Raw genomic sequence first — 26,080 nt, 5'->3', positions numbered from 1 at the left:
CCAGCCCTCTCGCGCTCTCCCGAGGTTTTTTGAAACGAAGAAGATCAGGGCAGCAGGAGCGAAGCGTCGCCGTAGCTGAAGAAGCGGTACCGTTCGGCGATGGCGTGCGCGTAGACCTCGCGCATGCGCTCCATGCCCATGAGCGCCGAGACGAGCATCATCAGTGTCGATTTCGGCAGGTGGAAGTTTGTCATCAGACCGTCCGTGAGGCGGAATTGGTAACCGGGTCGGATGAAGATGTCCGTGGGACCGCGCCAAGGGGCGATCTCGCCTTTCGCAGGGGCCGCGCTTTCGATGAGGCGTAAGGCCGTCGTGCCCACCGGAATGATCCGCCCACCGGCTGCGCGCGTCGCCGCGATTTCTACGGCCGCGGCCTCGGTCACCTCGCCCCATTCCGCGTGCATCCTGTGCTCGCTCACGTCATCAACCTTGACCGGCAGGAACGTGCCCGCGCCCACATGGAGCGTCACGTGGGTTCGCGTCACACCGCGCTTGTCGAGTGCCGCGAGAAGAGCATCGTCGAAATGCAGCGACGCCGTGGGCGCCGCGACTGCGCCGGTATTGCGGGCCCAGACGGTCTGATAGTCTTCGCGGTCCTGCGCATCGGCCCGCCGCTTTGCTTCGATATAGGGCGGGAGCGGCATGCGGCCGGCCGCCGAGAGGGCCCCGTCGAATGCGTCGCCCGTCAGGTTGAAGGCGAGCGTGGCCTGGCCGTCCGTGCGGCTCGTGAGCGTCGCCTCTAGACCCGCCGGGAAAACGATCGTCTCCCCGTCCCGGACTTTGCGCAAGGGTTTCACGAGCGCCTGCCACTGTCCCGGCGTCGCCGCGGGGGACAAGAGCGTGACCTCTATGCGCGAGGCCGCCTCGCCGCGATACCGCAGCCCTTCGAGCCGCGCCGGGATCACCCGGGTGTCGTTCAGAACAAGGCGATCACCGGGCTGCAACCAATCCATCAGGCCCGTCACGACCCCATCAGTGATCCGATCACGCTGTGCAACCAGCAGGCGCGCCGATGACCGCGGCTTTGCGGGCCGGGTCGCGATCAAGTCGTCGGGCAGGTCGAAATCGTAGTCCGAGAGCCGGGTGCCGGGCTCATGCGTCGCGCTCATGGGTGCCTCATTCGCCGGGCGGCTGTTGCGGGGCCTGCCGCCGGAAAATCTCCCGTAGCACACCGGGGGTGAGGATCGAAAGCGGGTTGATCCCGACCTCGGGGTCGTCGTCGGGCCCGGTGAGGGTAAAGGAAAAGCCGACGAGCCCCTCGCCGTCGCGCGCACTCACGACGCGGCCAAGAGAGTTGATGAGGTAGAACGGAGACAAGACGCCCTGCATGTCCATCGTTCCGGTCTCGAGGTTGTAATAGCCATCAAGTGACAAGCCAAGCGAGGCGGATACGGCGGACGAACTGTACAGCGTAAGTGTCTGAGGAGAAAGGTTGAAGCGTCCTTTCACTTCGCTGAAGCCGATACCCGGCCCGTCCAGCTGATCGAGCAGGCCGACGACCGAAATCGCCGACAAAAGCTCCGCCATGGCCGGCGCTTCCACGAGCCGCGTGTTGGTCAGGCTGACTGTGCCTTCGAATGTGCCCGATGCCCCGGTTGGGGCGAGTACGACCTCAAGGTCGCCGCCTTGCGCCTTGCTGAACAGGCCGAGCCCGCGCAGGACAGCCCCACCGTTGGTCGCATTGATGCGATATGCCGCGCCATTGCCGGTTTGAGCAACAACGCCAGTGATTTGCGCGCCACCGCTCACACCGGAGTTGAAGGTTCCGCGCAATCCGCCCGACAGATCGAAGTCGCCCGAAAAACCCTGAAGGGCTATGCCCTCTGCGATGATGAGCTCGTCCAGCGTCAGGTCGAGGGGAGCTGAAGGCCCGCTTGCCCCTGCCGCACCGGAGGCGGAGAACCCGGCACGCCGCAAATCGGCCCGCCCTCCGCGCACGGCGATGGCGACGGGGGCATTGCCCCGGCCCGTCAACGTGACGGGCGCATCCAGCCACCCGCCCAGTTTCACACGCGAGAACTGGGCCCGCTCAAGCCCGCCCGCGCGGGTCGTCAGCGAACCCGTAGCGCTCAGCCCCGGCGCACTGATAGACATGTCGTCAATGCGGGGCGTTTGTCCGAGGGTGGCGGTGAGCGTCAGGTTGCCTGTCGCGCCCGGCGCTTTGGACCAGCCGGTGCCGGGAATGGCGAGACGCAGGCCCGCGAGGTCGGACGAAGCCTCGATCACCGGGGTCTGACCCGGTACGAGGGCAAGGTTGAACGTTGCGGCCGCCTCGCCGCCGATCATGTCGTCGTCGAGACCGAGATTGAATTCCTCGACGAGCGCACGGCCCAGCATCACTGTGCCATCCACAGTGGAGCCGTTCGCCGCATCCTCCTTGCGTAGCGGCTGGTGCCATGTAGCGCGCAGATCGACGGCCCCAAGCTGTCCTTTCCCCGTCACCTCGACCGCTTCTGGCCAGACTTTGAAGTCGAGCCGGTCGGCGGTCAGAAGGCTTCCGTTGACGATTTGGTCTGAAACAACATCAAATGCCCGTCCCGACACGTCGAAGTCGATCTCTTCGATCAGAAGGTCCGGTTTCTGATCGAAGTTGACGGTGGCGCGCGCCTCCATCCGGCCCTCGGCCACGTCGGGACCGAAATCCGTGCCTTCGAACACCGTGAAGGGTTTTCCTTCCAACAATGCGAAAGCCCCTCCAAGGGGTCCGGATATCGCAACGTCGGCTTGAGCGGGGCCGCGGCGGATATTGACGTCCGGGATGGCAAAAGTGCTGCCTGATACGTCCATGTCGACGCCGTTCGGCGCGGTTAGCGTGCCCTCGTCCACTGTCACCGCGAAATGGTCATGGGCGAGCGAGATATGGCCCGACGCGCCGTGGACCGGCGGCAGGGCCGGCATGACCCGCACCCGGGCGTCCAGGATCTGTCCGCCAAGCAACACCTTCGCGGTGTCGAGGTTCGGGCCGCGCAGCGCGATATGGGCGTCACGGATCTCCGCCTCTTCGACGTTCTCGAAAGCCCAGTCGCGCGGGTTCGGCGACAGCGGGATCGGCCAGACTTTTCGCAATTCCGCAGCGTCGATTTCGGGCACCGAGAAATCCAGCGCCAGGTCCCACGCGTCGCGGGTCGCTCCAATCTCGCCAGTCGCCGAAACGCGGGTGTCGCCGTGGAAGAAAACCGCTTGTCCGATGTCGAGCTTGAACGGTGCCAGACGGACGCGGAAATCGGCAAATCCGCGGTCAATCGTGACGGGGCTTTCGAATAGATCCGGCGTCTGGAAATGCGCGCGATTCAGCCGGATTTGCCCCAGCACGGCCTGTGGCCAGTCGTCGCGAAACTCGGTGAGAAAGAGCTTTCCCTCCAGCTCGATCTCTCCCAGCTCCGATGTAAAGGTCAGGCCTGAAAGCTGGATCGCACGCGCGACCGGGTCGTAGTCCAGATAACCTTTCGCGCCGCCGAAGCTCACCGGCGTCGCACCGGGCGTGGGCTTGATCGCGCCCTCCTTGATTTCCATGGCGCCTGCCAGATCGGAAATGGAGCCATCCGGGGACAATGTCGTGCGCAATGCGCCGTCAATGGGCGCTTCGATCAACCGCAGGAAGGACAGTGCCGGCGACTGGGCGCCAATGTCGGCAGCGGCGGCATTCGCGAAGCTGACCGATAGCGTTGCGGCGCTGTCCGTTTTGGCGGTGCGCAGGTTTACCTCCACTTCGGCCAGCTCATCGGTCTGGTTGAACACGTCGAAATTGATCGCGGTCTCCACGATCCGTTCAGTCTGACGGATCGAAAGCTGTCCATCGGTCACCTGCCAGATCCGCCCGCTGCGCGCATCTTCCAGCGTGATCGTCAGGCCGATGGCCTCGACCCGCACGGCTTCCTCCAGCAACCCGCCGGTGAACATCGCGTCTACCGTATCGAGCATATCAGCAAGGCTCCCGGTCGTCGTGTCACCCTGCCCGAACTGGAGCGCGAAGCTGCCGTCAGCGAGGCGTCGAAAGGTGATCTGAGCACCCGACAGGATCGCCGTACGCGGTACGAAATCGCCTTGGAAAAGAGGCGCGATACGGACCCCGCCCTCGATTGAATTGAGCTGCGCGATATCGAGGCCCGAAGCATCGCGCAGACCCACGTCCACAAGTCTTAGTCTCGGACGTCCATTAGGGGTCACGCCGAATTCGATGCGCCGCAGGGTGATCGACCCTTCAGGCATCGCCGTATTCAGTTCGGTTTCGACACGATCTGCCACCCAGTCGGGCAAAGCGATGGCCCGGCCGGTCAGTGACATCGAGGCCAGAAGCAAAAACAGCCCGAGCGCGGCGATGGCGAGGATAGACCAGATCCCGAGGTGAAAATGGAGCCTGCGCGGCCGCCAGCCGCGCGACGACGGCGCGTCGCTTTGGCGCGGCGTCTGTGGCTCCTGTTCGGCGGGGTCGGTCATGTGGGTCCGGTGCTTTCCATCCGGTCTCTGAGTGCTTAGACCGTGATTAGGGCAAAGCCTGAAGGAAGGGAAGAATATGGCCGAAACGACTTTGGAGGTCGGCGCGAAAGCGCCCGCGTTCACCCTGCCCCGCGACGGGGGTGAAACCGTGTCGCTCGCCGAGTTCGCGGGCAAGCCGGTGGTGCTTTTTTTCTATCCGAAGGCTTCGACGCCTGGATGCACGAACGAGGCCCGGGATTTCACCCGGCTCCTGCCCGAATTCGAGAAAGCGGGCGCGGTCGTGCTCGGCGCCTCAAAGGATAGCGTGAAGAAGCAGGAGAATTTTGCAGCAAAACAAGAGCTTGGGGTGCCACTCTTGTCAGATGCCGAAGGTACGCTTTGCGAAGATTACGGTGTTTGGGCTGAGAAGAAGATGTACGGCAAGACGTTCATGGGTATCGTCCGCACCACATTCCTGATCGGGGCGGACGGCACGATCCTGCAAGCCTGGCATAAGGTGAAGGTGCCGGGTCACGCAGAAGAGGTCCTCGCGGCGGTGCAGGCACTTTGAACCAGACCCTTGCGCAAATGGCGGTGGAAGTTCTGTCCACCGCTGACGGGCGCGAGAAAACCGCGCTGTCCCGCAAACATGCGGCGACATGGTTTGCGGCGCGCAAGACCGGCGAACTGCCTGACATTGGCGCAGCGGCCCCGCCTGATTTTCCAGCGCGGCCCGCCCAGCCCGAACTGCGCGACCCGCGCGACGTGCCCCGCCGCCGACCCGGCAGCCCGGAGGGCCGAAAGGCGCTTTTGCACGCCATCGCGCATATCGAGTTGAACGCCGTGGACCTTCACTGGGACATTATCCCCCGCTTCGCGCACATTCCGATGCCCATAGGGTTTTATGACGACTGGGTGAAGGCGGCGGACGAGGAATCCAAACATTTCAATCTCGTCTGTGACGCGCTGGAAACGCAGGGTAGCCACTACGGCGCCCTGCCCGCCCATGCCGGCATGTGGCGCGCGGCATCCGACACGGCCGAGGACTTCATGGGCAGGCTCGCGGTCGTTCCAATGGTCCTCGAAGCCCGCGGGCTCGACGTGACGCCGGGCATGATCGAGATATTCAAGCGTGCAGGCGACACGCAGTCGGTCAGTGCCCTGGAGGTCATCTATGCCGAGGAGGTGGCCCACGTCGCGTATGGTTCCAAGTGGTTCCATTTTCTCTGCGGCCGTCACGAAACTGATCCGAAGGAGGCGTTCCACGATCTCGTGCAGCGCTATTTCCATGGCCCCCTCAAACCGCCCTTCAACGAAGAGAAGCGCGCCGAGGCGGGTTTGCCTCCGGATTTCTACTGGCCACTGGCCGACCAGGGCGCCGGATAGCCCCCGCTCATCGGCAGGTTCTCGCCCGCTGCGACACCCTAAACCCGCCGAAAGGATGATATTTTCTTGCACTTACGCGTGATCGCGCGGTAAGCACCCACAAGCGCGCCGAACGCGAATGAAGCGTGCTGAGATGGGATGGGGCAATCCGACGGTGACGACTTGCTGAATCAAATGGCCTACAGGTTCAACCGAAGGCTCGAGCGTAGCTTTCCGGAACAGCGACTGTTCCTGCGCTCGGAAACAGGAACGCGTTTCGTCATCCTGTCTCCGACGACACAGCTGATGGCGTGGTTCGTGAGTGCGGCCTTCGTCGCCTGGGCGATCATCGCGACTGCGGTCCTCATGATGGATTCCATTTCTTCGGGCAACGTGCGCGAACAGACGATGCGCGAGCAGCGGCTGTACGAAACCCGCCTGCGCACGCTCGCCGAACAGCGCGACGCCCGCGCGGTGGAGGCGCTGGCCGCGCAGGAGCGTTTCAACCTCGCCCTCGCCCAGATTTCCGAAATGCAGTCCGAGCTTCTGGCGTCGGAAGAACGCCGGCGCGAGCTTGAGACGGGGATCAACGTGATTCAGTCGACGCTGCGGCGCACGATGAACGAACGCGACGAAGCGCGCGGCTCGCTCGAAGCGATGCTGGCCGCCGCGCGGGGCGAAGACACTGACGGTGACGTCCCGATGATGGTATCGGGCGAAGACATGGGGCAGACCGTTTCGGTCCTGACGGCCGCGCTGGAGGCTACGGCCGCCGAACGTGACGCGGCACTCGATCAGGCCACCGAAGCCCGCACCGAGGCCGAGGATCTGATCTACGAGGCGCGGCTGCGGGACGAGCGTAACAATCAGATCTTCACCCAGCTCGAGGAGGCAGTGACCGTCTCGCTCGAACCGCTGGACAAGATGTTCTCGGCTGCCGGCATGTCCACCGACAATATCCTCGCCCAGGTACGCCGTGGCTATTCCGGTCAGGGCGGACCGCTCATGCCGATGATCCTGTCCACGAAGGGTGAAGAGCCGGACGAGGACATGCAACGGGCCAACCAGATCCTCAACCAGATGGACCGGATGAACCTTTACCGGATCGCGGCTGAGAAACTGCCGTTCGATATGCCGGTGAAAGCGAGCTACCGCTTCACCTCGGGCTTCGGGTACCGCTGGGGTCGCCTTCACGCCGGCGCCGACATGGCAGGCCCTGTGGGCACGCCGATCTATGCAACTGCCGACGGCGTCGTCACCCACGCCGACTGGCAGTCCGGTTACGGGCGTCTGATCAAGATCCAGCACGAGTTCGGCCTGGAAACACGATATGCCCATTTGTCGCGCATTGGCGTGAAGAAAGGCCAAAGAGTCTCGCGCGGCGAACGGATTGGTGATATGGGCAATTCCGGACGGTCCACCGGCCCCCATCTGCACTATGAAGTGCGTGTCGGCGGCAAGGCCGTGAATCCAATGACATATATCAAGGCAGGACGCGATGTTTTCTAAGAGCCGCATCAACGAACCGGGCCCCAAGGCGGGCGAGTCTGACACCAAACCTACGGGAAGTGAGAGCGCCATGCCAAAGCCCCCGACATCTTCGCCGGCTTCGGGCAACGCCCCTGCCCCGACCTCCAACAAGGCGAAGCCGCCCGCATCGACTCTGTCTTCGGACCTGACGGTCGTCGGCAACATGCGCTCCACCGGCGACATCCTCGTCGAAGGGACGATCGAAGGTGACATCCGTGCGCACATGCTGACCGTCGGCGAAAGCGCCACGGTGAAGGGCGAGGTCGTTGCCGACGACGTGGTCGTGAACGGCCGCATCGTGGGGCGCCTGCGTGGCCTCAAGGTCCGCCTCACCTCCACCGCGCGCGTCGAAGGCGACATCATCCACAAGACGATAGCGATCGAGTCCGGCGCCCATTTCGAGGGCTCCGTGCAGCGTCAGGACGATCCGCTCAACAACAACAACGGCCCGCGCAAGCAGCCGGGTGCGGCTCCGCAGCAAGCACAGCAGTCCACGCCGGCACAGCCCGCGCCGAAACCCGCACAGAGCTGATCTTTGCGAGATTGAAACGTCCAGGCCGCCCCATCCGGGCGGCCTTTTTCATTCGGGGTGAACAAGCGCGCGACGATAAAGGTGCCAGGTCGCGTGGCCGAGTACCGGCATGACCACGAAGAGCCCGAGGAACATCGGGATCATCGCTACGAACAGCATGACCGCGATCACGATGCCCCAGGCGAGCATCACGGCCCGGTTCTGCGACACGAATTGCCAGGACACGATCATCGCGGTGATGAAATCCAACTCCTTGTCGAGCAGCAAAGGCAGGCTGACGACCGTCAGGGAGAACAGCACATAGGCCGTGACCGCCCCCACCAGCGTGCCGACCGCAAGCATTTTGATCCCGTTGAAGGAAAAGATCGTGAGTTGCCAGTCGCTCAGGATATTTTGCATCGGCATGAGTCCCAGAAACAGGGCGAAGATCATGTGCGCGATGAAGACCCAGAACAGGAAAATCATGATGATGACCACGGCCATCGACGGAATCTGACGATCCTTCTGGCGAAAGACGACGCCCAGGATCTCGGACCAGCGGCAATCGCCCCCTGCATGATGCGCCGCGCTGTCGCGAAGTTCGAGGCGGCGCGACACCTCGTAGAGCCCAACCGCAAGGAACGGCGCCAGCAACGGAAAACCGAGGGCTACCGGGATGATTGAGTAGCTCTGATCGGCCACGCGCAGTTGGAATGCGAGAATGATGCCGCCCACCACGAAGAACGCCGAAAAGAACAGCCCCATAAGGGGGACCCGGGTGAAATCGCGCCAGCCGAGGCGCAACACCTCGCCAATGACGGACATATCGACATGGCCGACCTCTGGGGTCGGCGACGGCTCGGTCGCGGTAATGTCGGTCACTTCATCCTCCCGCACGAAAGTTACCCTGTCGCGCGTAGGCGATTTGAGCGGATCAGCGACTGTCGGTCAAGCGGATGGATTGGTTCGGCGGCATTGGATGCGGCGACTGCCGACCGGCGGGGCCTAGTCCTCGGCGTTGGCCTCGGCCCGGCTCTTGCCCGCAACGTCCATCGCGAGCGTCGCGCCCATCAGCCCGTCCAGGTCCCCATCCAGCACGCCTTGGCTGTCTGATGTCTCGAACCCGGTGCGCAGGTCTTTCACCATCTGATAAGGTTGGAGCACATAGGAGCGGATCTGGTTGCCCCAACCCGCGTCACCCTTGTTTTCGTGCGCCTCGTTGATGGCCGCGTTCCGCCGGTCGAGCTCCATCTGGTAGAGCCGCGATTTCAGCGCCTTCATGGCGATGTCGCGGTTCTGATGCTGCGACTTCTCGGAACTCGTCACGACGATCCCCGTGGGAATGTGCGTGATCCGCACGGCGGAGTCCGTCGTGTTCACATGCTGGCCGCCCGCGCCCGAGGACCGGTAGGTGTCGATCCGGATGTCGTTCGGCTGCACGTCGATCTCGATATTGTCGTCGACGACCGGATAAACCCAGACGGACGAGAACGAGGTATGTCGCCGCGCGGCGCTGTCATAGGGCGAAATTCGCACAAGCCGGTGGACGCCGGACTCCGACTTCAGCCAGCCATAGGCATTATGCCCGGAAATCTTGTAGGTCGCCGACTTGATCCCGGCTTCTTCGCCCGGTGTCGTCGCCTGAAGCTCTACCTTGTAGCCATGCGCCTCTGCCCAGCGGACATACATGCGTGCGAGCATCGAGGCCCAGTCGCAACTTTCGGTACCGCCGGCGCCGGAATGGACTTCGAGGAACGTGTCGTTGGGATCTGCCTCGCCGTTCAGAAGGGCTTCGATCTCGGCGGCAGCGGCGCGCTCTCGCAGCTTGGCGAGCGTGGCCTCGGCGTCCTCCACCACTTCGGCGTCGTCTTCCATCTCACCCAGTTCGATAAGCTCCACGCTGTCGGATAACTCCTGTGCCATCGCGGTGTAGCCATCCATCGAGGCAACCAGCGCCTGACGCTCACGCATCAGTTTCTGCGCCCGGTCCGGGTCGTTCCAGAGGTCCGGGTCCTCGGTCATCGCATTGAGCTCTTCCAGCCGGTGTTCGGCCGTGTCCCAGCCGATCCGTTGCCGCAACAGCGCCAGCGACTTTTCGATAGCGTCGACGTTGTTCTGAGCCTCTGCCCGCATGGTTCTTCCTCTGCGCGTTATCCGCGTCTACCTATCAACGGTGCGTGGACGCGGCAAGGTCTGGGCCGCTCAAACCGGTACGCCGATCCGTCGGTCGATGGCAAGGGCGAGGCCGTCGACAACGGCTGTGAAGGCCTCTGACCGTTCAAGCGTAGCTGTCGGACATGTCTCCCGTGCCGCCGCCTCGACAAGCGACATGAGCGAGGAGCCCCCGACGAGGACCACACGGCTTACATCGCCCGGCGCGACGGTCGCCTGCGTCAGCGTATCCCGGATCGCGCGAGTCAGCGTCTCTGTCTGTGCGGCAAGAGCCGCATCCATCGAGAGTCTCGAGATGCCGGCGTGCAGGCCCGGCTCGACCAGCCCGAGCGCAACGCGCCCCTCACCCGCGCGCCCATTCGCTGCGATCTTTCCACGTTCGACAGCGAAGGCGATATCGTGGCCAAGTTCCTCCTCGATCACTGTCTGCAGCCGGGTGATGAGGTTCGGCTCCACCGCGTGTTTTGCGTAGTCCCGGATCGTTCGCCGCGTGTCGGGGCCGTAGAGGAAAGGTATGCGGGCCCAGGTCGCCAGATCGACGTAGAGCGCCTTGGGCATGGGCAGGAGGCCTCCGCCCATCTCTCGGGTCAACTGGCTGCCGTGGCCCAACAGAGGCATGACGTGGGTCAATGAGATTGACTGGTCAAAGTCGGTGCCGCCCAGTCGTATGCCGTGAGACGACAGGATCTCGGCCCCTTTCGGCCCGTCGCGAAACACCGAGAAATCCGACGTGCCGCCCCCGATGTCCACTACGAGACCCGGGCCTTCGCCTCGACCGGCGGCCAGTGCTGCGGCCTCGGGCTCATAGACGAACCGCAAGCGCTCGAACCCGGCAGCGCGGTAGCAGGCGGCGAGGTCTTCGGCGGCGCGCGCGTCGCGTGCAGCATCGTCGGAATGGAAATGCACCGGCCGACCCGAAACGACGCTGGTGAAATTCCTTCCGGTCATGTGTTCGGCGCGCTCCTTCACCTCGCGCAGGAAGTCGGTGACAATCCCCGCGAGTGTGCGGCGCTTGCCGCCGATCAGGCGACTTTCGTGAAAGAGCGAGGTGCCCAGGACGCTCTTCAACGCGCGCATGTAGCGCCCTTCGGTCCCCGCGATCAGCGCCTCGCCCGCCGCTGTCCCGATCTGCATCGGGCCGCCGGTCGGAAAGAACACGGCGGTCGGCAGCGTGTCCGCCCCGGCTTCGAGCGGGACGCGGCGCACCACGCCACCGTCCAGCACGGCAGCGGCGGAATTCGATGTGCCAAAGTCGATCGCAAGGGTGGAATTCGCCCGGTCGCTCACAGGTGCCTCCTTGGGAAAACGCGGCTTGTAACGCCGCCTCCCGGCCCCTGCAAGGATCAGGTGCGCATGGATTGTCCGTTCGAGAACAAGTGGACCTTCGCCGCTTCGGCTGTAAGCCGCACCGTCTCGCCCCGCAGCCCCTGATGGATGCCGGGCAGCTTGGCGATCAGCGGGTCCTGGTCGTCTTCGGCCACGAAATAGAGCAGCGTCACCTCGCCCAGCCGTTCCACATAATCCACGGTAGCTTCGAGGATGTAGTTCTCGTCCTCGCCTGCGATATGGAAGTCTTCGGGCCGGATGCCGATGTTGACGTCCCTGCCCTTGTCGGCGTCTTGCGTGGAGATGTTGCAACGCGCCGTGCCGTGGCCCGTGACATCTACGACTGTTTCCGCCCCGGTTGTCTCGATCTTGCCGGGCAGGAGGTTCATGGCTGGCGAGCCGATGAACTGAGCGACGAATTCATTGTCGGGCGTCTCGTAGAGGTCCAGCGGACTTCCGACCTGTGCAATCCCCTTGTTGGCCAGCACCACGATCTTGTCGGCGAGAGTCATGGCCTCGACCTGATCGTGCGTGACATAGACCATCGTCGAATTCGGCATCGCCTCTTTCAGCTGCGCAATCTCGATCCTGGTCGCCACGCGCAGTGCCGCGTCGAGGTTCGAGAGCGGCTCATCGAAGAGATACACCTTGGGGTCACGCACGATGGCGCGACCAATGGCGACACGTTGCCGTTGCCCGCCTGACAGCTCCTTGGGCAACCGGTCCAGAAGCGGGTCGAGTTGCAGGATCTTTGCGGCCCGGCGCACGCCCGCGTCGATCTCCTCTTTCGATTTCTTCGCGATCTTCAGAGCAAAGGCCATGTTGTCGTAGACGGTCATGTGCGGGTAAAGCGCGTAGCTTTGAAACACCATTGCGATGCCGCGTTCGCTGGGCGGCACGTCGTTGACCACCTGTCCGTCGATCTCCAGCGTGCCGGCGGTAATCTTTTCAAGCCCGGCAATCATGCGCAGAAGCGTGGACTTCCCGCAGCCCGAAGGGCCGACGAACACGATCAGCTCCCCCGTCTTGACGTCGAGGTCGATGCCCTTGAGCACCTCGACCTTGCCGCCATAGGTCTTGCCCACATCGGTCAGTTTGATTTCAGCCATGTTCTCCTCCCCCGGCCCTTGTCAGGCCTCTTCTTGTTCGATCGGCCTCAGCAAAATGGACGGTTGCCAATGCGCGAGGTGAATCTCGCCATCGAGGCGCGGATGCGCCGCGTTGAGCTCGGCGCCGATTTCCAGCCAGCCCTCGCCTTTTGGCGGGTTCAGACTTACGGGCACTTCCCCGAGGTTGATCGCGAAAAAGATTTCTTCGGTGTCCGAAACGCGACGGAACGAGAGCACCTGACCATAGGCACGCAGATCCTCCAAACGTCCGATCTTGAGCGCCTTGTGGGTGTGCCGGAACGCGATGGCACGCCGGTAATGGTGCAAGAGCGCCCCTGGATCGTTATCCGCCTTGTCTACGGCAAGGTTGCGGTGCTCCGCGGGCACCGGGAGCCAGCTGTTCCCGCCGTTGGTGAAGCCGCCGAGCGCACGGTCATGGTCCCAGACCATCGGTGTGCGACAGCCGTCCCGGCCCTTGAATTCAGGCCAGAACTCGATGCCGTATGGGTCCTGAAGATCCTCAAAGGCGATATCGGCCTCCGGAAGCCCAAGCTCTTCACCCTGATAGATGCAGGCCGAGCCCTTGAGACACATCATCAGCGTAGCGAACCCCCGAACAGCTGCGGGCGACAGTTCCCAGCGCGAGATGTGACGAACAACGTCATGGTTGGAATAGGCCCAGCAGGCCCATCCGTCGGGTGCGTAGTCTTCGATCGCCTGAAGTGTTTCGGCGACATAACCCGCCGTTGGGGTCGAGCCTGAAAGCAACTCGAAGGCATAGCACATCTGCACCATGTCATCGCCTTTCGTGTACTCCCCAAGGATCTCTAGCCCTCGCTGGTCGTCTCCCACCTCGCCCACCGCGGCCGCGTTGTAGTGCTTCATCAACTCACGCAGCTTGCGCAGGAACACTTCGTTCTCGGGGCGCGACTTGTCGTAGACGTGGTTCTGCCAGGTATAGGGGTTCACGGCCGGCGCGATCTTGGATTGCCGCTCTTCCGGCGGCAGCGGGGGGTTGTCGCGAAGCGCAGCGTCGTGGGTGTAAAAGTTGATCGTATCCAGCCGGAAGCCATCCACGCCCCGGTCCAGCCAGAACCGGGCGACTCCCAACAGCGCATCCTGCACTTCGTCGCTGTGGAAATTCAGGTCGGGCTGTGAGGTCAGGAAATTGTGCATGTAGTACTGAAGGCGGCCCGAATCCCACTGCCACGCGCTCCCACCGAAGATCGACATCCAGTTGTTGGGCGGCGTTCCGTCGGGTTTCGCGTCGGCCCAGACGTACCAGTCCGAGCGGGCATTGTCGTGTGACGACCGGCTGACTTGAAACCACGGATGCTCATCCGAGGTGTGCGACAGCACGAGGTCGATCATCACCTTGATGCCCAGCGTGTGCGCTGTCTCGATTACCGCGTCGAAATCGGCGAGCGTGCCGAACATTGGATCGACGTCGAAGTAGTCGGACACGTCGTAGCCGAAATCTTTCATTGGCGAGGTGAAGAACGGTGAAATCCAGATCGCGTCCACGCCCAGCGAAGCGATGTAAGGCAGACGCCCTACGATGCCCAACAGGTCACCGATCCCGTCCCCATTCGAATCCTGGAAACTGCGCGGGTAGATCTGATAGATGACTGCCCCCCGCCACCAGTCGGGGTCTTTCTCCAGATACGTCATCTTGGTTTCGGGCTGCACATTTACGTTCACTGTGACCTCATTTGACCGAGCCCGCGAGCAACCCGCGCACAAGGTAGCGTTGCATGAAGAAGAACACGAGCAGCGGCACCGCCATCGAGACGAAGGCCGCCGTCGCAAGAATTTCCCAGTTGCCGCCGCGGGTGCCGAGAAGCTCGACGATGTGGCGGGTCATGACGGTTGTTTCCCCAGAGGAGTCGACGAGGAAAACGATGGCGACCAGCAGATCGTTCCATGTCCAAAGGAACTGGAAGATCGCGAAACTTGCAAGGGCGGGAAAGCTGAGGGGCAGGATGATCCGCACGAAGATCTGGAAATCCGTCGCCCCGTCGACCCGCGCGTTCTCGATGATGTCGCGCGGAAGGCCCGCCATGTAATTGCGTAACAGGTAGACCGCCAAGGGTAACCCAAAGCCGGTATGAGCAAGCCACACCCCCAGGTAGCCTTTGCCGATGCCGATAGAGAGATGAAGCTTCAGAAGTGGGATGAGCGCGAGTTGCAAGGGCACGACGAGCAGCGCAACGATAAACGCGATAAGGAGAGCACGTCCCGGAAAATCCATCCACGCCAAGGCATAGGCCGCGAAGGCCGCGAAGAGGATCGGGATGATCGTCGCGGGGATCGTGACTGTCAAAGTGTTGAAAAATGCCTTGGTGATATTGTCGGAAGAGCCACCGAACAGCATGTTTTCATAGTTTCGGAGGGTGAACTCCGGCGGCGAGAGAGCTGTTACGAATATGCGCTGACCGCGCCCTGATATCTGTTCATCATCGCCTGCCCAGCGATATGTCCCGTCCGCGTTGAGGGTGAAGGTCTCACCGTCACCCAGATCCGCTGTATCGCCCGGCGCATTGGCCGATACATCCCGACTCGACGTCCCCCAGCTTGAGATCGTGGTGTCGGTCCCTTCCGGGAAGATGCGCCCCTCGACGAAAAAGACATCCCCGTCTTGGACGCGCGCATCGCCCGGATCGGTGGCCCGGTACTGTTGCGTCTGCTCCGTGGGGAAAAACGCCCTCCACCAGCCCGATGAGGCGATCTGGTCCGCAGTACGGAAGGAGGAGACGAGGAGCCCGACCGTTGGGAAAATCCACAAGAGGACGATGAAGATGACCGAGAGATTGACGGCCCAGCCGAGCGCCGGTTTGCGGCCCGCGATATTGTCCATCAGCGCATCTCCTTGCGGGCCTGGCGCACGTTCCAGACGAGAATGGGAAGCACGAGGAGCATGATCACCATCGCGCTGGCCGATCCCATACCCCAGTCATTCGCGCGAAAGAGCTTGTCGTACATGTAATTCGCAAGGACTTGCGTGCCCCATTGGCCATTGGTCATGGCAAAAACGATGTCGAAGATCTTGAGCACGAGAATGGTGATCGTGGTCCAGACCACCATGATCGTGGGCATGATCTGAGGCACCTTGATCTTGAAGAAGATCTGGAACGGGTTCGCGCCGTCCACGATGGCCGCTTCGATCGTTTCCTCCGGAATGCCACGCAGCGCAGCGGACAGGATAACCATCGCAAAGCCAGTCTGAATCCAGATCAGCACGATCATCAGGAGGAAATTGTTCAGGCCGGGTATCGTCAGCCAAGTCTGTGGCTCCGCGCCGCCGAGCGCAAGGTAGACCGCATTGAGGATGCCGATCTGGTCTTCGCCCGCCGGGCGGTAGTCATAGACCAGTTTGAAAATCACCGACGCACCGACAAAGCTGATCGCCATCGGCATGAAGATGATCGACTTCGCCACGTTGCCCCAGCTCAGCCTGTCGGTGAGCTGCGCGATGATGAGGCCGAAGAGCGTCGACAGGCCCGGGACGACGAGCAACCAGAAGAAGTTGTTGCGCAACGCTTCCCAGAATTTCGGGTCTCCGGTGAGCGCAATGTAGTTGTCCGCGCCTGCCCAGACATAGCCGCCGGGCACGCGGTCAGTCACCGAAAGGCGGATGGTCTCCACGACCGGATACGCGAGGTATAGCCCGAGCGCGAAGAGCGCAGGAAAGAGAAACAGCCATGGCCGGATCATATTCGCCCGGTTGATGTTCCGACCCGCATTCTTGCCGCGCGCCGGGAACAGGACACGGTCGAGAAGGAGGTTGGAGAGATAGAAGTAACCGATCGCGGCGATGACCGCGACACCGACGGTTATGACGGCCTGGATCGCTGGATGCATCTTCTTCCCCCTGCCCTGATCAGTGGCACGACGGGCCGCGAGAAGCGGCCCGTCGCGTCGTCGATGTCAGCCTATCACTCGGCAGGCCAGCTGTCCTGAACGGCCTGCGTGACCTCTTCGGCGGAGGCGCCGCCGGAATAGTCCACCATGGCGGTCCAGAAGGTCCCGGTCCCGACAGCACCCGGCATGAGGTCCGAGCCGTCGAAGCGGAATGTCGTGGCATTGGTCAGGATTTCGCCCTGTGCACGCAGGGTGTCGTCCGCATAGGCCTCGGGGTTGGCACTCTTGAGCGGCGTGAGGAAAGCATCCTGTGCCATCATGATCTCATGTGCGAAGTCGGTCTGGAAGAACTCCATGAGGCCTCGGGTCGCCTCGCTGTCCTCGGTGATGGACATGAGCGTCCCCGCACCCAGAACCGGTGTGCCAAGGTCTTTTTCCGCGTAAGCCGGGAAGTAGAAGAAGTCGACGTCGGCGCCTACTTCGGTCCCTTCAGGGAAATATGCCGGGATGAACGAGGCCTGGCGGTGCATCATGCACTGCGGCGGCGCGTCGAACAGACCCTTGGGCGAGTCACGGAAGTCGACCGAGGCGACAGCTTCGGCACCACCCGACACGCGGTCGCCCTCCAGGAACCAACCGAATTCCTCGATCGCGCCGATCACGGCAGGATCGTTGAACGGGATCTCGTTCGACACCCACTGGTCATAGACCGCCGGTTCCTGCGTACGCAGCATGAGATCCTCGACCCAGTCGGTCGCGGGCCAGCCGGTCGCACCGCCCGAGCCAAGCCCAATGCACCACGGCGTCTCGCCATCCTCGACCATCTGTTCTGTGAGCGTCTTGAGCTCTTCCATCGTCTCCGGCACTTCGTAGCCGAAGTCCTCGAAGTTCTCGGGGATGTACCAGACGAGCGACTTGACGTTCACGTTGAAGAAGAAGCCATAGAGCTCTTCGTTCCCCTCGTCATTCTCATAGGTGCCCAGATCGACCCAGGATTCACCTGCGGCGTAGTTGCTCTCGATCCAGTTTGCCGTGTCGTCCGACAGCGGCGACAGGAATCCGCGCGACGCCATGTTGGCGGCGAGACCTGGCTGCGGGAACACGGCGAGGTTGGGCGCGGAGCCCGCCTCTGCGTCGATGACGATCTGTTGCTCCATCGAGTCAGAGCCAACGTAGGACACGCTCGCCCCGGTGGCTTCCTCGAAGAAGGCCAGGAGGTTTTCGAAATTCTCCTGCTCGCCCGCGAGCCATGGGCCGAGGATCGTGACCTCTTGACCGGAATAATCGTGCTCGCCAGCGAAGCTCTCAAGCTGATCCCAGCTGTAGGGGCCTTCGCCTTCGGTGAACATGCCGCCTTCATGGCTGGCCGCATGGGCGAGGCCCGCGGTCAGAGCCAGCGTCGCGACGCTCACAATCAATGATCTTTTCATGAATTCCTCCCGGATTTGCACCATTCGGTGCCTGTTGATCTCAGTACGGGGGCCGCGAGTCGCCGTGGCCCAAACCGCTTTGGATGCCTGAAACTTGCTCATGACCTTCAACGAGTCAATCTCGATTCCCGGACCGCCCTTCAATTGGGCAGGAAAACCTGAAGATCGCCCGGTATGCGCACGATCTTTTGACGCGCTCGGTCGGAGTCGCTACCGTCCTTCTGATTCAAAGCGGTTTGGAAGAATGACCCTCAAAGAACTCGCCAAGGCCCTCGGCCTTTCGCCGACCACCGTCAGCCGGGCGCTGAACGGTTTTCCGGAAGTGTCGGACGCAACGCGACGCAAGGTCCAGGCGGCGGCAGAGGCCTATGGTTATCGTCCCAACATGCGCGCGCGTTCCCTCGCCACGGGGCGAGCCATGGCAATCGGCCACGTCATTCCCCTCGCTTCGGGGCACGAAATGGTCAATCCGGTCTTCGCCGATTTCATCGCGGGCGCTGGCGAGGTCTACTCCAAGTCGGGTTACGACATGCTGATCTCTATCGTGCCGGAAGCCGAACAGGCCCGCGCTTACGAGGAGTTCAAATCCAAAGGATCGGTCGATGGAATCATCGTCCATGCGCCGCGCGAAGGCGATCGACGCATCAGCCTGCTCAAATCTGTGGGTATCCCCTTCGTCGTACATGGCCGGGCATCGGAATCGGACGAGAGCTATTCCTGGGTCGACATGAACAACCTGCGGGCCTTTCAGCGTGCCACTGCGTTTCTGCTGGATTTGGGTCACCGACGTATCGCGCTCATCAACGGGCTCGAAAACATGGATTTCGCGATCCGACGGCGCGCCGGGTTCGAAGCCGCACACGACGCACAAGGCCTCCGCCATTTCGACGACTTGAAGGTGTCGGGGGAAATGACCGAGCAGTTCGGCCACGACCGGACCCGCGACATGTTGGGCCGCGACGACCCGCCGACCGCCATCATCGCCTCATCCATGATCCTGGCCATCGGGATCCGCCGTGCGATCCGCGAGGCCGGGCTGGAGATGGGGCGCGACGTGTCGCTCATCATCCACGACGATGACCTCTCCTACCTGCCGAACGGCGGGGACGATCCGATCTTCACCGCGACCCGGTCTTCGGTGCGTGAGGCCGGTCGGCGCGCGGCCACCATGCTTCTCGACATCATAGCCAGCGGCTCCGACGCCCCGCGCTCGGAACTTCTCGAAGCCGAGCTGATCCTCGGCCAGTCCACGGGCCCTGCCCCCGCCCAAGTCTCAATCACGGAACCCACATGACCTTGAACAGATCCCGCAAGGACTTCCCCGAAGACTTCCTCTTCGGTGTCTCCACATCGTCCTACCAGATCGAGGGGCACCGTTTCGGCGGCGCCGGTTCGACCCACTGGGATACCTTTTCCGCTACCCCCGGCAATGTCGATCGGGCGGAAGACGGAGCCGTGGCCTGCGACCATTACCATCGCTGGCCGGAAGATCTCGACCTGATCCGCGACGGGAATTTCGACGCGTATCGCTTCTCCGCAAGCTGGGCGCGTGTCCTGCCCGAAGGGCGCGGGGCACCCAATGCTGAAGGGCTGGATTTTTACGACAAGCTCGTGGATGGGATGCTTGAGCTTGGCCTGAAACCGGCGTTGACCCTTTATCATTGGGAGATGCCCTCAGCGCTCTCAGACAAGGGCGGATGGACACATCCGGACGTGTCCAAGTGGTTCGCCGACTACGCGCTGGTGTTGATGGATCGGATCGGCGACCGGGTCTGGTCCACGGCCACGATCAACGAATTCTGGTGCGTGAGCTGGCTCAGTCATTTCCTTGGCATCCATGCGCCGGGCGTTCGAGACATACGCGCGGCGTCTCGCGCGATCCACAATGTCCTTCTGGCCCACGGCAGGGCCACGCAGGCGATGCGTGGCGCGGGTCACGAAAACCTCGGCGCTGTCTTCAACCTTGAGTACGCCGTGCCGGTGGACGATACGGTAGAGGCCGCGCATGCTGCCGCAACCTATGACGCCATCTTCAACCGCACCTTTCTCGGCGCGGCCTTCGACGGCACCTACCCTGAAGAGATGCTCGCGGGTCTCGCCCCGCACTTACCAGCGGGCTGGGAGGGCGACATGGCCACGATTCGCCAGCCGCTCGATTGGGTCGGGATCAACTATTACACGCGCAAGATCATCGCGCCGGTCGACGGCCCCTACCCCGCACTCGAAGAAGTCCCGGGTCCTCTGCCGAAGACAGACATGGGATGGGAAATCTACCCGGAAGGCCTGTCCCATTTTCTCACCCATGTGGCGCGAACCTATTCCGGGGACCTGCCGCTTTATGTCACCGAGAACGGGATGGCCGGACCGGACGTTCTCCGCGACGGGGCCGTTGAGGATACTGACCGTATCGCCTACCTCGACGCCCATCTCGCCGCCGTGCAGGATGCCATCGCGCGTGGGGCTCCGGTAAAAGGGTATTTCGCCTGGTCCCTCATGGACAATTACGAATGGGCTTTGGGCTATGCCAAGCGTTTCGGTCTCGTCCATGTGGATTTCCACAGCCTTGAACGCCTGCCGAAAGCATCCTACCACGCAATGGCGCGGGCGCTCGCCCGGCCGTGACCAAGCCTTACCGGACCAGACCATGACCGAGACCGCCCTCTCCCTCGTCGCTGATATCGGCGGCACGAACACACGCGTGGCACTGGCGGAGGGAACCCGGCTTCTCCCTGATACGATCGAACGGTTCAGAAACGCTGACTTCGCAGGGCTGGAAACTGTGCTCACCGCCTATCTGGCCGGTCAGAACAACCCGGACTGTGGCGGCGCCTGTGTCGCTCTTGCGGGGCCGGTTCGCGACGGGGTCGGCGACATGACCAACCTCGACTGGACCATCGACGCGGAAACGGTCGCACGCGCGGCCCGTGCCGAAGTCGTGGATGTCATCAATGACCTTCAGGCGCAGGGGCATGCTCTGGGCCATATCGCGCCGGATCGCGTTACCCGCGTGGTGGCCGGAACTGCGGCACCGGACCATGCCTCGAAACTCGTGATCGGGGTCGGAACGGGTTTCAACTGCGCACCCGTCCATGAAACCCCGGCCGGGCGGCTCGTCGTGCCCTCAGAATCGGGGCACGCCAACTTGCCGATCCGCTCCACCGAGGAACTCGACCTGTGCCGGGACTTCGAAACGGCCCACGGCTTTCCGGCGGTCGAGGATGTCCTGTCCGGCCGTGGTCTCGCACATGTCGCGGGCTGGATGAGTGGGCGGCAGGGCGCGGCACGAGAGTATTCCGCAGCTCAGGTCATGGAACTGGCGGCCAAGGGGGATGAGACGGCGACCGCTGCACTCGCGTTTTTTGTGCGAATCCTCGGCACCGTCACAGGGAACCTGTCCCTTATCCACTTGCCCTTCGGTGGAATTTTCCTGGTCGGCGGCGTGGCGAGGGCCGTTGGCCCGTGGTTGGCCGATATGGGCTTTGACGACGCAATGCGCGACAAAGGCCGTTTCGCGGGTTTCATGAAGAACTTCCCAGTTTGTCTGGTCGAGGACGATTACGCCGCGCTCACCGGCTGCGCCCGCCATCTGGCCCAGAAACGCCGGCCTGGAAAAACCGTCTCGGGGTAAGTCAATCTTAACGTCCCCTGCCGTATCCCGGTGTCAGCACCGTACGGAATAGAGGGCCGAACGAGATGACGGACAAATGGCTTGGCGCGAGGTCCTGGGGATGAGCGCCACGATCACGTTACAGCCAAAACTGGACCTGCGTGCCGCTGGGCCGTTGCGCGATGCCTTGCTCGCCCATGACGCGGAAGACGTTCAACTCGACGCCGGCGGTGTCACTCACATCGGTGCCTTGTCGTTGCAGGTCATTCGTGCGGCGGCGCGTAGTTGGTCCGAGGCGGGACGGAGCCTGACGTTAATCAACGCCTCCAACGACCTCGCAGATCAGCTTTCTCTTCTTGGGTTCTCGACGGACACGGTCACGCAGTGGGAGTCACGGGCATGACGATGCAGGTTCTCGCGGTCGACGACAGCCGCACGATGCGTGACATGGTGCGGCTGGCCCTCACCGCAGAAGGGATCGAAGCGCATGTGGCCGAGGACGGGATACACGGCCTGGAAGTCCTGGAAGAGATCGCGCCGCCTGACGCAATCATAACTGACATCAACATGCCTCGCATGGATGGATTCGGTTTCATTGATGCAGTGCGCGCGAAGGAAGAGTTTCGGTCGGTCCCGATCCTCGTGCTCACGACGGAAAGCGCGGCTGACATGAAAGATCGCGCGCGGGAGGCCGGCGCTACCGGCTGGATCGTGAAGCCCTTCGACCCTGCCAAGCTCGTCAAGGCCCTCAGAATGGTGGCGGGGTAATCGCATGTCCGATCCAATGGCCGAAATCAAGGCATCCTTCTTCATCGAATGCGAAGAACTGCTCGAAGCGCTTCAGGATGGCTTGCAATCCATGTATGATGGAGAAGGCGACGCCGAAACCGTCAATGTGGTCTTCCGCGCGGTCCATTCAATCAAAGGCGGCGCCGGTGCTTTCGGTCTCGACGGCCTCGTCGGGTTCGCGCACCGGTTCGAGACTGCGCTTGACGACCTCCGCAGCGGCAAACTCGATACCGATCCTCACCTCCTAAAATTGTTCTTTACTTGCAACGATGTTCTGGGCGACCTCGTCCGCGAATGCCGCGATGAAGTCCCCCATGACTCGGCCAAACTGGACCCTGTTCTGGCGGAACTCGACACCCTGATTGGCGGCGTCCAGAGTGAAGACCAAACCGCCGAAACGGTGGACTTCGAGGTTACGCCACTGTCGCTTGACCTGTCGCTCGACGGACAAGACGACGAAACGGTCTCCGACCCGATTTGGAAGATCAGGTTCCAACCAGGGCCGATGCTTTACGCCAACGGCAATGAACCGTTGTTTTTGTTCCGAGCCCTCCGCGACATCGGCGACCTTTCAGTAACCTGCGATCACAACGACCTTCCCCCCCTCGCCGAACTGGATTGCGAGCATGCACATATCGGTTGGACTTTAACGCTAGAGACGACCGAGGGCCGCGCGGCAATCGCCGAAGCTTTCGATTTCGTCGAAGGCCTTTGCACGCTTGATATCAAGCAGAAAGAGACGGGTTCCTCTAACCTGGAGGCTTTGGTGCCACTGCCGCCACTCGGCGGCGACGCAGAATGGCCTGCTGATAATGGAGCGCCAGACCTGCCGCGCAACGATCAGGTGAACTCTGCCCCCACTATCGAACAGGGGAATTTCCCCGAGGTCGCCGAAACACCGGCCGCCAGATTGGAAGCTGCGCCTCCTGCCGAACGCAAGACTGGTGCGGGAGCCGCCGCACCGCGTGCCACAGTGCGCGTTGATCTGGACCGGATCGATCGTCTCGTTAACCTTGTTGGCGAGATCGTCATCAATCAGGCGATGCTGAGCCAAAGCGTCCAGGCGGCCGGTATTCCGCCAAACTCACCGGTCAGCACCGGACTCGAAGAATTTCAACAGCTTACGCGAGACATCCAGGAAAGCGTGATGATGATCCGCGCCCAGCCGGTGAAGTCGCTATTTCAGCGCATGTCCCGTATCGTCCGTGAAGCGTCGGCAGCCATTGGCAAAGATGTCCGGCTGCGCACCGATGGTGAAAACACCGAAGTCGACAAGACCGTTATCGAACGTCTCGCTGACCCTTTGACCCATATGATCCGAAATGCAGTAGATCATGGGCTGGAGGCCAATGATGTCCGCGAAAGAATGGGCAAGGCGCGTGAAGGTTCTGTCTTTCTGACTGCGGTGCATCGTTCCGGTCGTGTCGTGATCGAGGTGGCTGACGACGGTGCCGGCATTGATCGCGATAAAGTCTTTCGCAAAGCGGTCGAGAAAGACCTCATTCCGGCCGATAGCCAGCTCAGCGACGGGGAGATCGACAACCTTTTGTTCCTGCCTGGCTTCTCGACCGCGGATGAAGTGTCCAACCTGTCCGGCCGCGGTGTAGGTATGGACGTGGTGCGAAGCGCGATCCAGTCCTTGGGCGGCAGGATATCGATTCAGTCTGAACCAGGGCATGGCACGACTTTTTCAATTTCGTTGCCACTCACTCTGGCCGTGCTTGACGGAATGGTCGTGAACGTTGCCGGCGAGACCCTTGTCGTCCCGCTGAATTCAATATTCGAAACGCTGGCCGTGACGCAGGAAGACCTCCGCGCGTTCGGACCTTCGACTCATGTCGTCAATATCCGTGACAGCTTTGTCCCGCTAATCGATCTGGGCGCTGAGCTTGGCTATCGTGCTCCTCTGGATGACTACACCGGCGGTGTGGTCCTTTTGATCGGCCAGGAAGATGGACTCGCAGCCGCGGTCGTCGTCGACGCCATCGAGGATCAGCGCCAAGTCGTCATAAAGGGCCTTCAGGAAAGCTATGGCCGCGTGCCCGGCATTGCAGCTGCAACAATCCTTGGCGATGGCCAGATCGCGCTAATCCTGGACCCAATAGACCTGATCACCCAAGCCAGCGGTCGCACCCGGCCCAAAGCGCCACGCCATCAGATCTCAAACCATGAAAATTTAAACAGCTCAGGAGCAGAAGAATGACCGACTCTGAAGCGATTAAGGACTATTCGGGTGATGGTTCGGTCCGAGAATACTTATCGTTTCTCGTCGGCGGACAGGACTACTGCGTCGACATCATGCAAGTGCGAGAAATCCGCGGCGGCGCTAAGGCCACGACTCTGCCTCACTCTCCCAGTTTCATGCGGGGCGTGATCAACTTGCGCGGAACTGTACTCCCAATTATGGATCTTGCCTGCCGTCTCGACATGCACACGGAAACTGACACGCAAAGAAACGTCATTATCGTCGTGGCGACTGGAGAACGCGTGGTCGGACTCATGGTCGATGCGGTTTCCGATATTCTTGCAATTTCGCATGAAGATCTCCAACCCCCACCTGATCTGCCGGCCGATCAACAGCGCAGTTTCGTGTCGGCGCTCACTATAATGGAAAACCGGATGATCCGCGTGCTCGACCTGACCGCGGTGGTGCCCTCGTCGGATGAGGAAGCCGCTTGAATACATTTCCTAACATGAAGGCTCCGAAATCGCCCCGTGCAGACAAAGGTCTACATGGACCACGCCTGTCCAAGGCAGCATTCCGTCGCATAGCGGCCCTGGCTATGCGCGAAGCAGGCCTATCTATTGCCGAGAGCAAAGCCGATATGGTCAGAACGCGATTGGCTCGGCGCCTGCGCGCTTTGCAATTGGTAGATTTCGATGACTATTGCTCGCACGTAGAAAGCGCCGAGGGCCAGATAGAACTAGGCCTGATGATTTCGGCTCTCACGACGAATGTGTCGCATTTCTTCCGCGAAAAGCATCATTTTGAACTCCTGAAAACGCAAATCCTTCCCGAGCTTGCTAGACGGCCTGGTGCCGAACCAATCAGGATCTGGTCAGCAGGTTGTGCAAATGGACAAGAACCGTACTCGATAGCCATGACGCTGGCGGAAGCAGACTTGCACGCGGTCCGTGGCGCCCGCATTCTTGCTACCGACATCGATCCGACCGTCGTAGAGTTTGGAAAGGCTGGTGCATACCCCGAGCATATGCTTGGCGGATTGAGCGAGCAACAAAGGTCTCGTTTTCTGCATCAACAAGAAAAGAATGGGCAAGCATTTGGGGTAGATCTTCGATCCATGATTTCCTTCAGGGTCTTGAATCTACTGAATCCGTGGCCAATGACCGGGCAGTTCGATGTGATTTTCTGTCGGAATGTGGTGATTTACTTTGACATGGAAACACAAGCCACACTATGGCGTCGCTTTGCTAGTATTCTTGCGCCCGGCGGATGGTTAATGCTTGGGCACAGCGAGCGTATCCATACTTCGGCAGAGAAATATTTTGGAAAAGCTCACGTGACAGCCTACCGCCGCACGGGTGAACTTGCCCCCCTGAATGGAAAGGTGCGCTAATGTCTGTGCGAGATCAACTCCGCGTATTGGTAGTGGACGACATGTCGACCAGTCGTGGCTTGATAACGCAGGCCCTTGACGGTTTTGGGATCCGACACGTGGAAAGTGTCGCCGATGGACACAGCGCTTTGCAAAAGTTGAAATCTTGGCCTGTGCACATGGTCATTTCGGACATGAACATGCCCGGGATGAACGGGTTACAATTGCTTCATGTGCTCCGAAACGCTCCGAAGACCAGCAATGTCGGGTTCCTCTTGATAACTGGCAAGGCGGAAAAATCTATAATAGAAACCGGGAAGAAACTCGGAATGAACAATTTCCTCGCGAAACCTTTCAATCCAGATGACCTACGCAAGGCCGTAGAAGCAATTGTGGGCCGTTTGTAA

The 26,080-nt window shown here is 61.6% G+C and carries 23 protein-coding genes; 13 read left to right on the top strand and 10 right to left on the bottom strand.

Annotated elements, in window-relative coordinates; genetic code table 11:
* Window positions 1-44: 44 nt before the first annotated feature.
* Together queA and B2585_RS05220 are read right to left on the bottom strand one after the other, a co-directional pair.
* A complete protein-coding gene (gene queA, locus B2585_RS05225) occupies window positions 45-1,109 on the bottom strand; it encodes a tRNA preQ1(34) S-adenosylmethionine ribosyltransferase-isomerase QueA (protein ID WP_292020748.1) in 1,065 nt (354 codons plus the stop codon).
* Window positions 1,110-1,116: 7 nt separating this feature from the next.
* Window positions 1,117-4,437 carry an AsmA-like C-terminal region-containing protein gene (locus tag B2585_RS05220; RefSeq protein ID WP_292020746.1) on the bottom strand — a complete coding sequence of 1,107 codons (3,321 nt, stop codon included), beginning with the start codon at window positions 4,435-4,437 and terminating at the stop codon, window positions 1,117-1,119.
* Between the two features lie 76 nt (window positions 4,438-4,513).
* Between B2585_RS05220 and bcp the strand changes: the two genes are divergently transcribed.
* From bcp to B2585_RS05200, 4 genes are all read left to right on the top strand, one after another.
* Window positions 4,514-4,987, top strand: coding sequence for a thioredoxin-dependent thiol peroxidase (gene bcp, locus B2585_RS05215; RefSeq protein ID WP_292020744.1), 474 nt, complete (start codon window positions 4,514-4,516; stop codon window positions 4,985-4,987).
* A gap of 17 nt (window positions 4,988-5,004) precedes the next feature.
* Window positions 5,005-5,802 (top strand): ferritin-like domain-containing protein, encoded by a 798-nt coding sequence (locus B2585_RS05210; RefSeq protein WP_292020742.1) that lies wholly within the window; start codon window positions 5,005-5,007, stop codon window positions 5,800-5,802.
* A gap of 174 nt (window positions 5,803-5,976) precedes the next feature.
* Window positions 5,977-7,290, top strand: coding sequence for a M23 family metallopeptidase (locus B2585_RS05205; protein ID WP_292020740.1), 1,314 nt, complete (start codon window positions 5,977-5,979; stop codon window positions 7,288-7,290).
* Entirely contained in the window at window positions 7,280-7,843 is a 564-nt protein-coding gene (locus B2585_RS05200; protein ID WP_292020737.1) for a polymer-forming cytoskeletal protein, read from the top strand. The genes B2585_RS05205 and B2585_RS05200 overlap by 11 nt, the downstream gene beginning before the upstream one ends.
* Before the next feature lie 48 nt (window positions 7,844-7,891).
* Here B2585_RS05200 and B2585_RS05195 read toward each other — a convergent pair whose 3' ends face one another.
* The 8 genes from B2585_RS05195 to B2585_RS05160 all read right to left on the bottom strand — a co-directional run bounded on the left by B2585_RS05195 (window position 7,892) and on the right by B2585_RS05160 (window position 17,720).
* The gene (locus tag B2585_RS05195; protein WP_292020735.1) at window positions 7,892-8,704 is read right to left on the bottom strand and encodes a DUF2189 domain-containing protein; all 813 of its coding nucleotides are present in this window, start codon (window positions 8,702-8,704) and stop codon (window positions 7,892-7,894) included.
* Window positions 8,705-8,827: 123 nt separating this feature from the next.
* On the bottom strand, window positions 8,828-9,955 hold the full coding sequence (prfB, locus tag B2585_RS05190; RefSeq protein WP_292020733.1) for a peptide chain release factor 2: 1,128 nt from the start codon (window positions 9,953-9,955) through the stop codon (window positions 8,828-8,830).
* A 69-nt stretch (window positions 9,956-10,024) separates the two neighbouring features.
* Complete coding sequence (locus tag B2585_RS05185; RefSeq protein WP_292020731.1) at window positions 10,025-11,281, bottom strand: Hsp70 family protein; 1,257 nt, start codon at window positions 11,279-11,281, stop codon at window positions 10,025-10,027.
* Between the two features lie 56 nt (window positions 11,282-11,337).
* Window positions 11,338-12,429, bottom strand: a complete 1,092-nt coding sequence (locus B2585_RS05180; RefSeq protein ID WP_292020729.1) for an ABC transporter ATP-binding protein — start codon at window positions 12,427-12,429, stop codon at window positions 11,338-11,340.
* A gap of 21 nt (window positions 12,430-12,450) precedes the next feature.
* Entirely contained in the window at window positions 12,451-14,100 is a 1,650-nt protein-coding gene (locus B2585_RS05175) for an alpha-glucosidase (protein WP_292020725.1), read from the bottom strand.
* Window positions 14,101-14,137: 37 nt separating this feature from the next.
* Window positions 14,138-15,286, bottom strand: coding sequence for a carbohydrate ABC transporter permease (locus B2585_RS05170; RefSeq protein ID WP_292020723.1), 1,149 nt, complete (start codon window positions 15,284-15,286; stop codon window positions 14,138-14,140).
* Window positions 15,286-16,290: a carbohydrate ABC transporter permease gene (locus tag B2585_RS05165; RefSeq protein ID WP_292020720.1), complete on the bottom strand. Its 1,005-nt coding sequence runs from the start codon at window positions 16,288-16,290 to the stop codon at window positions 15,286-15,288. The genes B2585_RS05170 and B2585_RS05165 overlap by 1 nt, the downstream gene beginning before the upstream one ends.
* A gap of 74 nt (window positions 16,291-16,364) precedes the next feature.
* A complete protein-coding gene (locus B2585_RS05160; RefSeq protein ID WP_292020719.1) occupies window positions 16,365-17,720 on the bottom strand; it encodes an ABC transporter substrate-binding protein in 1,356 nt (451 codons plus the stop codon).
* A 244-nt stretch (window positions 17,721-17,964) separates the two neighbouring features.
* Here B2585_RS05160 and B2585_RS05155 point away from each other — a divergent pair, with 244 nt between their 5' ends.
* The 9 genes from B2585_RS05155 to B2585_RS05115 all read left to right on the top strand — a co-directional run bounded on the left by B2585_RS05155 (window position 17,965) and on the right by B2585_RS05115 (window position 26,080).
* Entirely contained in the window at window positions 17,965-19,014 is a 1,050-nt protein-coding gene (locus B2585_RS05155) for a LacI family DNA-binding transcriptional regulator (RefSeq protein WP_292020717.1), read from the top strand.
* A complete protein-coding gene (locus tag B2585_RS05150; protein ID WP_292020716.1) occupies window positions 19,011-20,342 on the top strand; it encodes a GH1 family beta-glucosidase in 1,332 nt (443 codons plus the stop codon). Before B2585_RS05155 ends, B2585_RS05150 begins: the two co-directional genes overlap by 4 nt.
* Window positions 20,343-20,364: 22 nt before the next feature.
* Entirely contained in the window at window positions 20,365-21,348 is a 984-nt protein-coding gene (locus tag B2585_RS05145; RefSeq protein WP_292020714.1) for a glucokinase, read from the top strand.
* A gap of 100 nt (window positions 21,349-21,448) precedes the next feature.
* Entirely contained in the window at window positions 21,449-21,730 is a 282-nt protein-coding gene (locus tag B2585_RS05140; RefSeq protein WP_292020712.1) for an STAS domain-containing protein, read from the top strand.
* The gene (locus B2585_RS05135) at window positions 21,727-22,095 is read left to right on the top strand and encodes a response regulator (protein ID WP_292020710.1); all 369 of its coding nucleotides are present in this window, start codon (window positions 21,727-21,729) and stop codon (window positions 22,093-22,095) included. The genes B2585_RS05140 and B2585_RS05135 overlap by 4 nt, the downstream gene beginning before the upstream one ends.
* A 16-nt stretch (window positions 22,096-22,111) precedes the next feature.
* Window positions 22,112-24,319 carry a chemotaxis protein CheA gene (locus tag B2585_RS05130; protein ID WP_292020708.1) on the top strand — a complete coding sequence of 736 codons (2,208 nt, stop codon included), beginning with the start codon at window positions 22,112-22,114 and terminating at the stop codon, window positions 24,317-24,319.
* Window positions 24,316-24,795: a chemotaxis protein CheW gene (locus tag B2585_RS05125; RefSeq protein ID WP_292020706.1), complete on the top strand. Its 480-nt coding sequence runs from the start codon at window positions 24,316-24,318 to the stop codon at window positions 24,793-24,795. Before B2585_RS05130 ends, B2585_RS05125 begins: the two co-directional genes overlap by 4 nt.
* A 14-nt stretch (window positions 24,796-24,809) precedes the next feature.
* Entirely contained in the window at window positions 24,810-25,694 is an 885-nt protein-coding gene (locus tag B2585_RS05120) for a CheR family methyltransferase (protein WP_292020704.1), read from the top strand.
* The gene (locus B2585_RS05115; protein WP_292020702.1) at window positions 25,694-26,080 is read left to right on the top strand and encodes a response regulator; all 387 of its coding nucleotides are present in this window, start codon (window positions 25,694-25,696) and stop codon (window positions 26,078-26,080) included. Before B2585_RS05120 ends, B2585_RS05115 begins: the two co-directional genes overlap by 1 nt.

Origin of the sequence: Maritimibacter sp. UBA3975, assembly GCF_002384975.1 — a bacterium.
GTDB lineage: Bacteria > Pseudomonadota > Alphaproteobacteria > Rhodobacterales > Rhodobacteraceae > Maritimibacter.
This window is presented reverse-complemented; position numbering and strand designations above follow the sequence as displayed.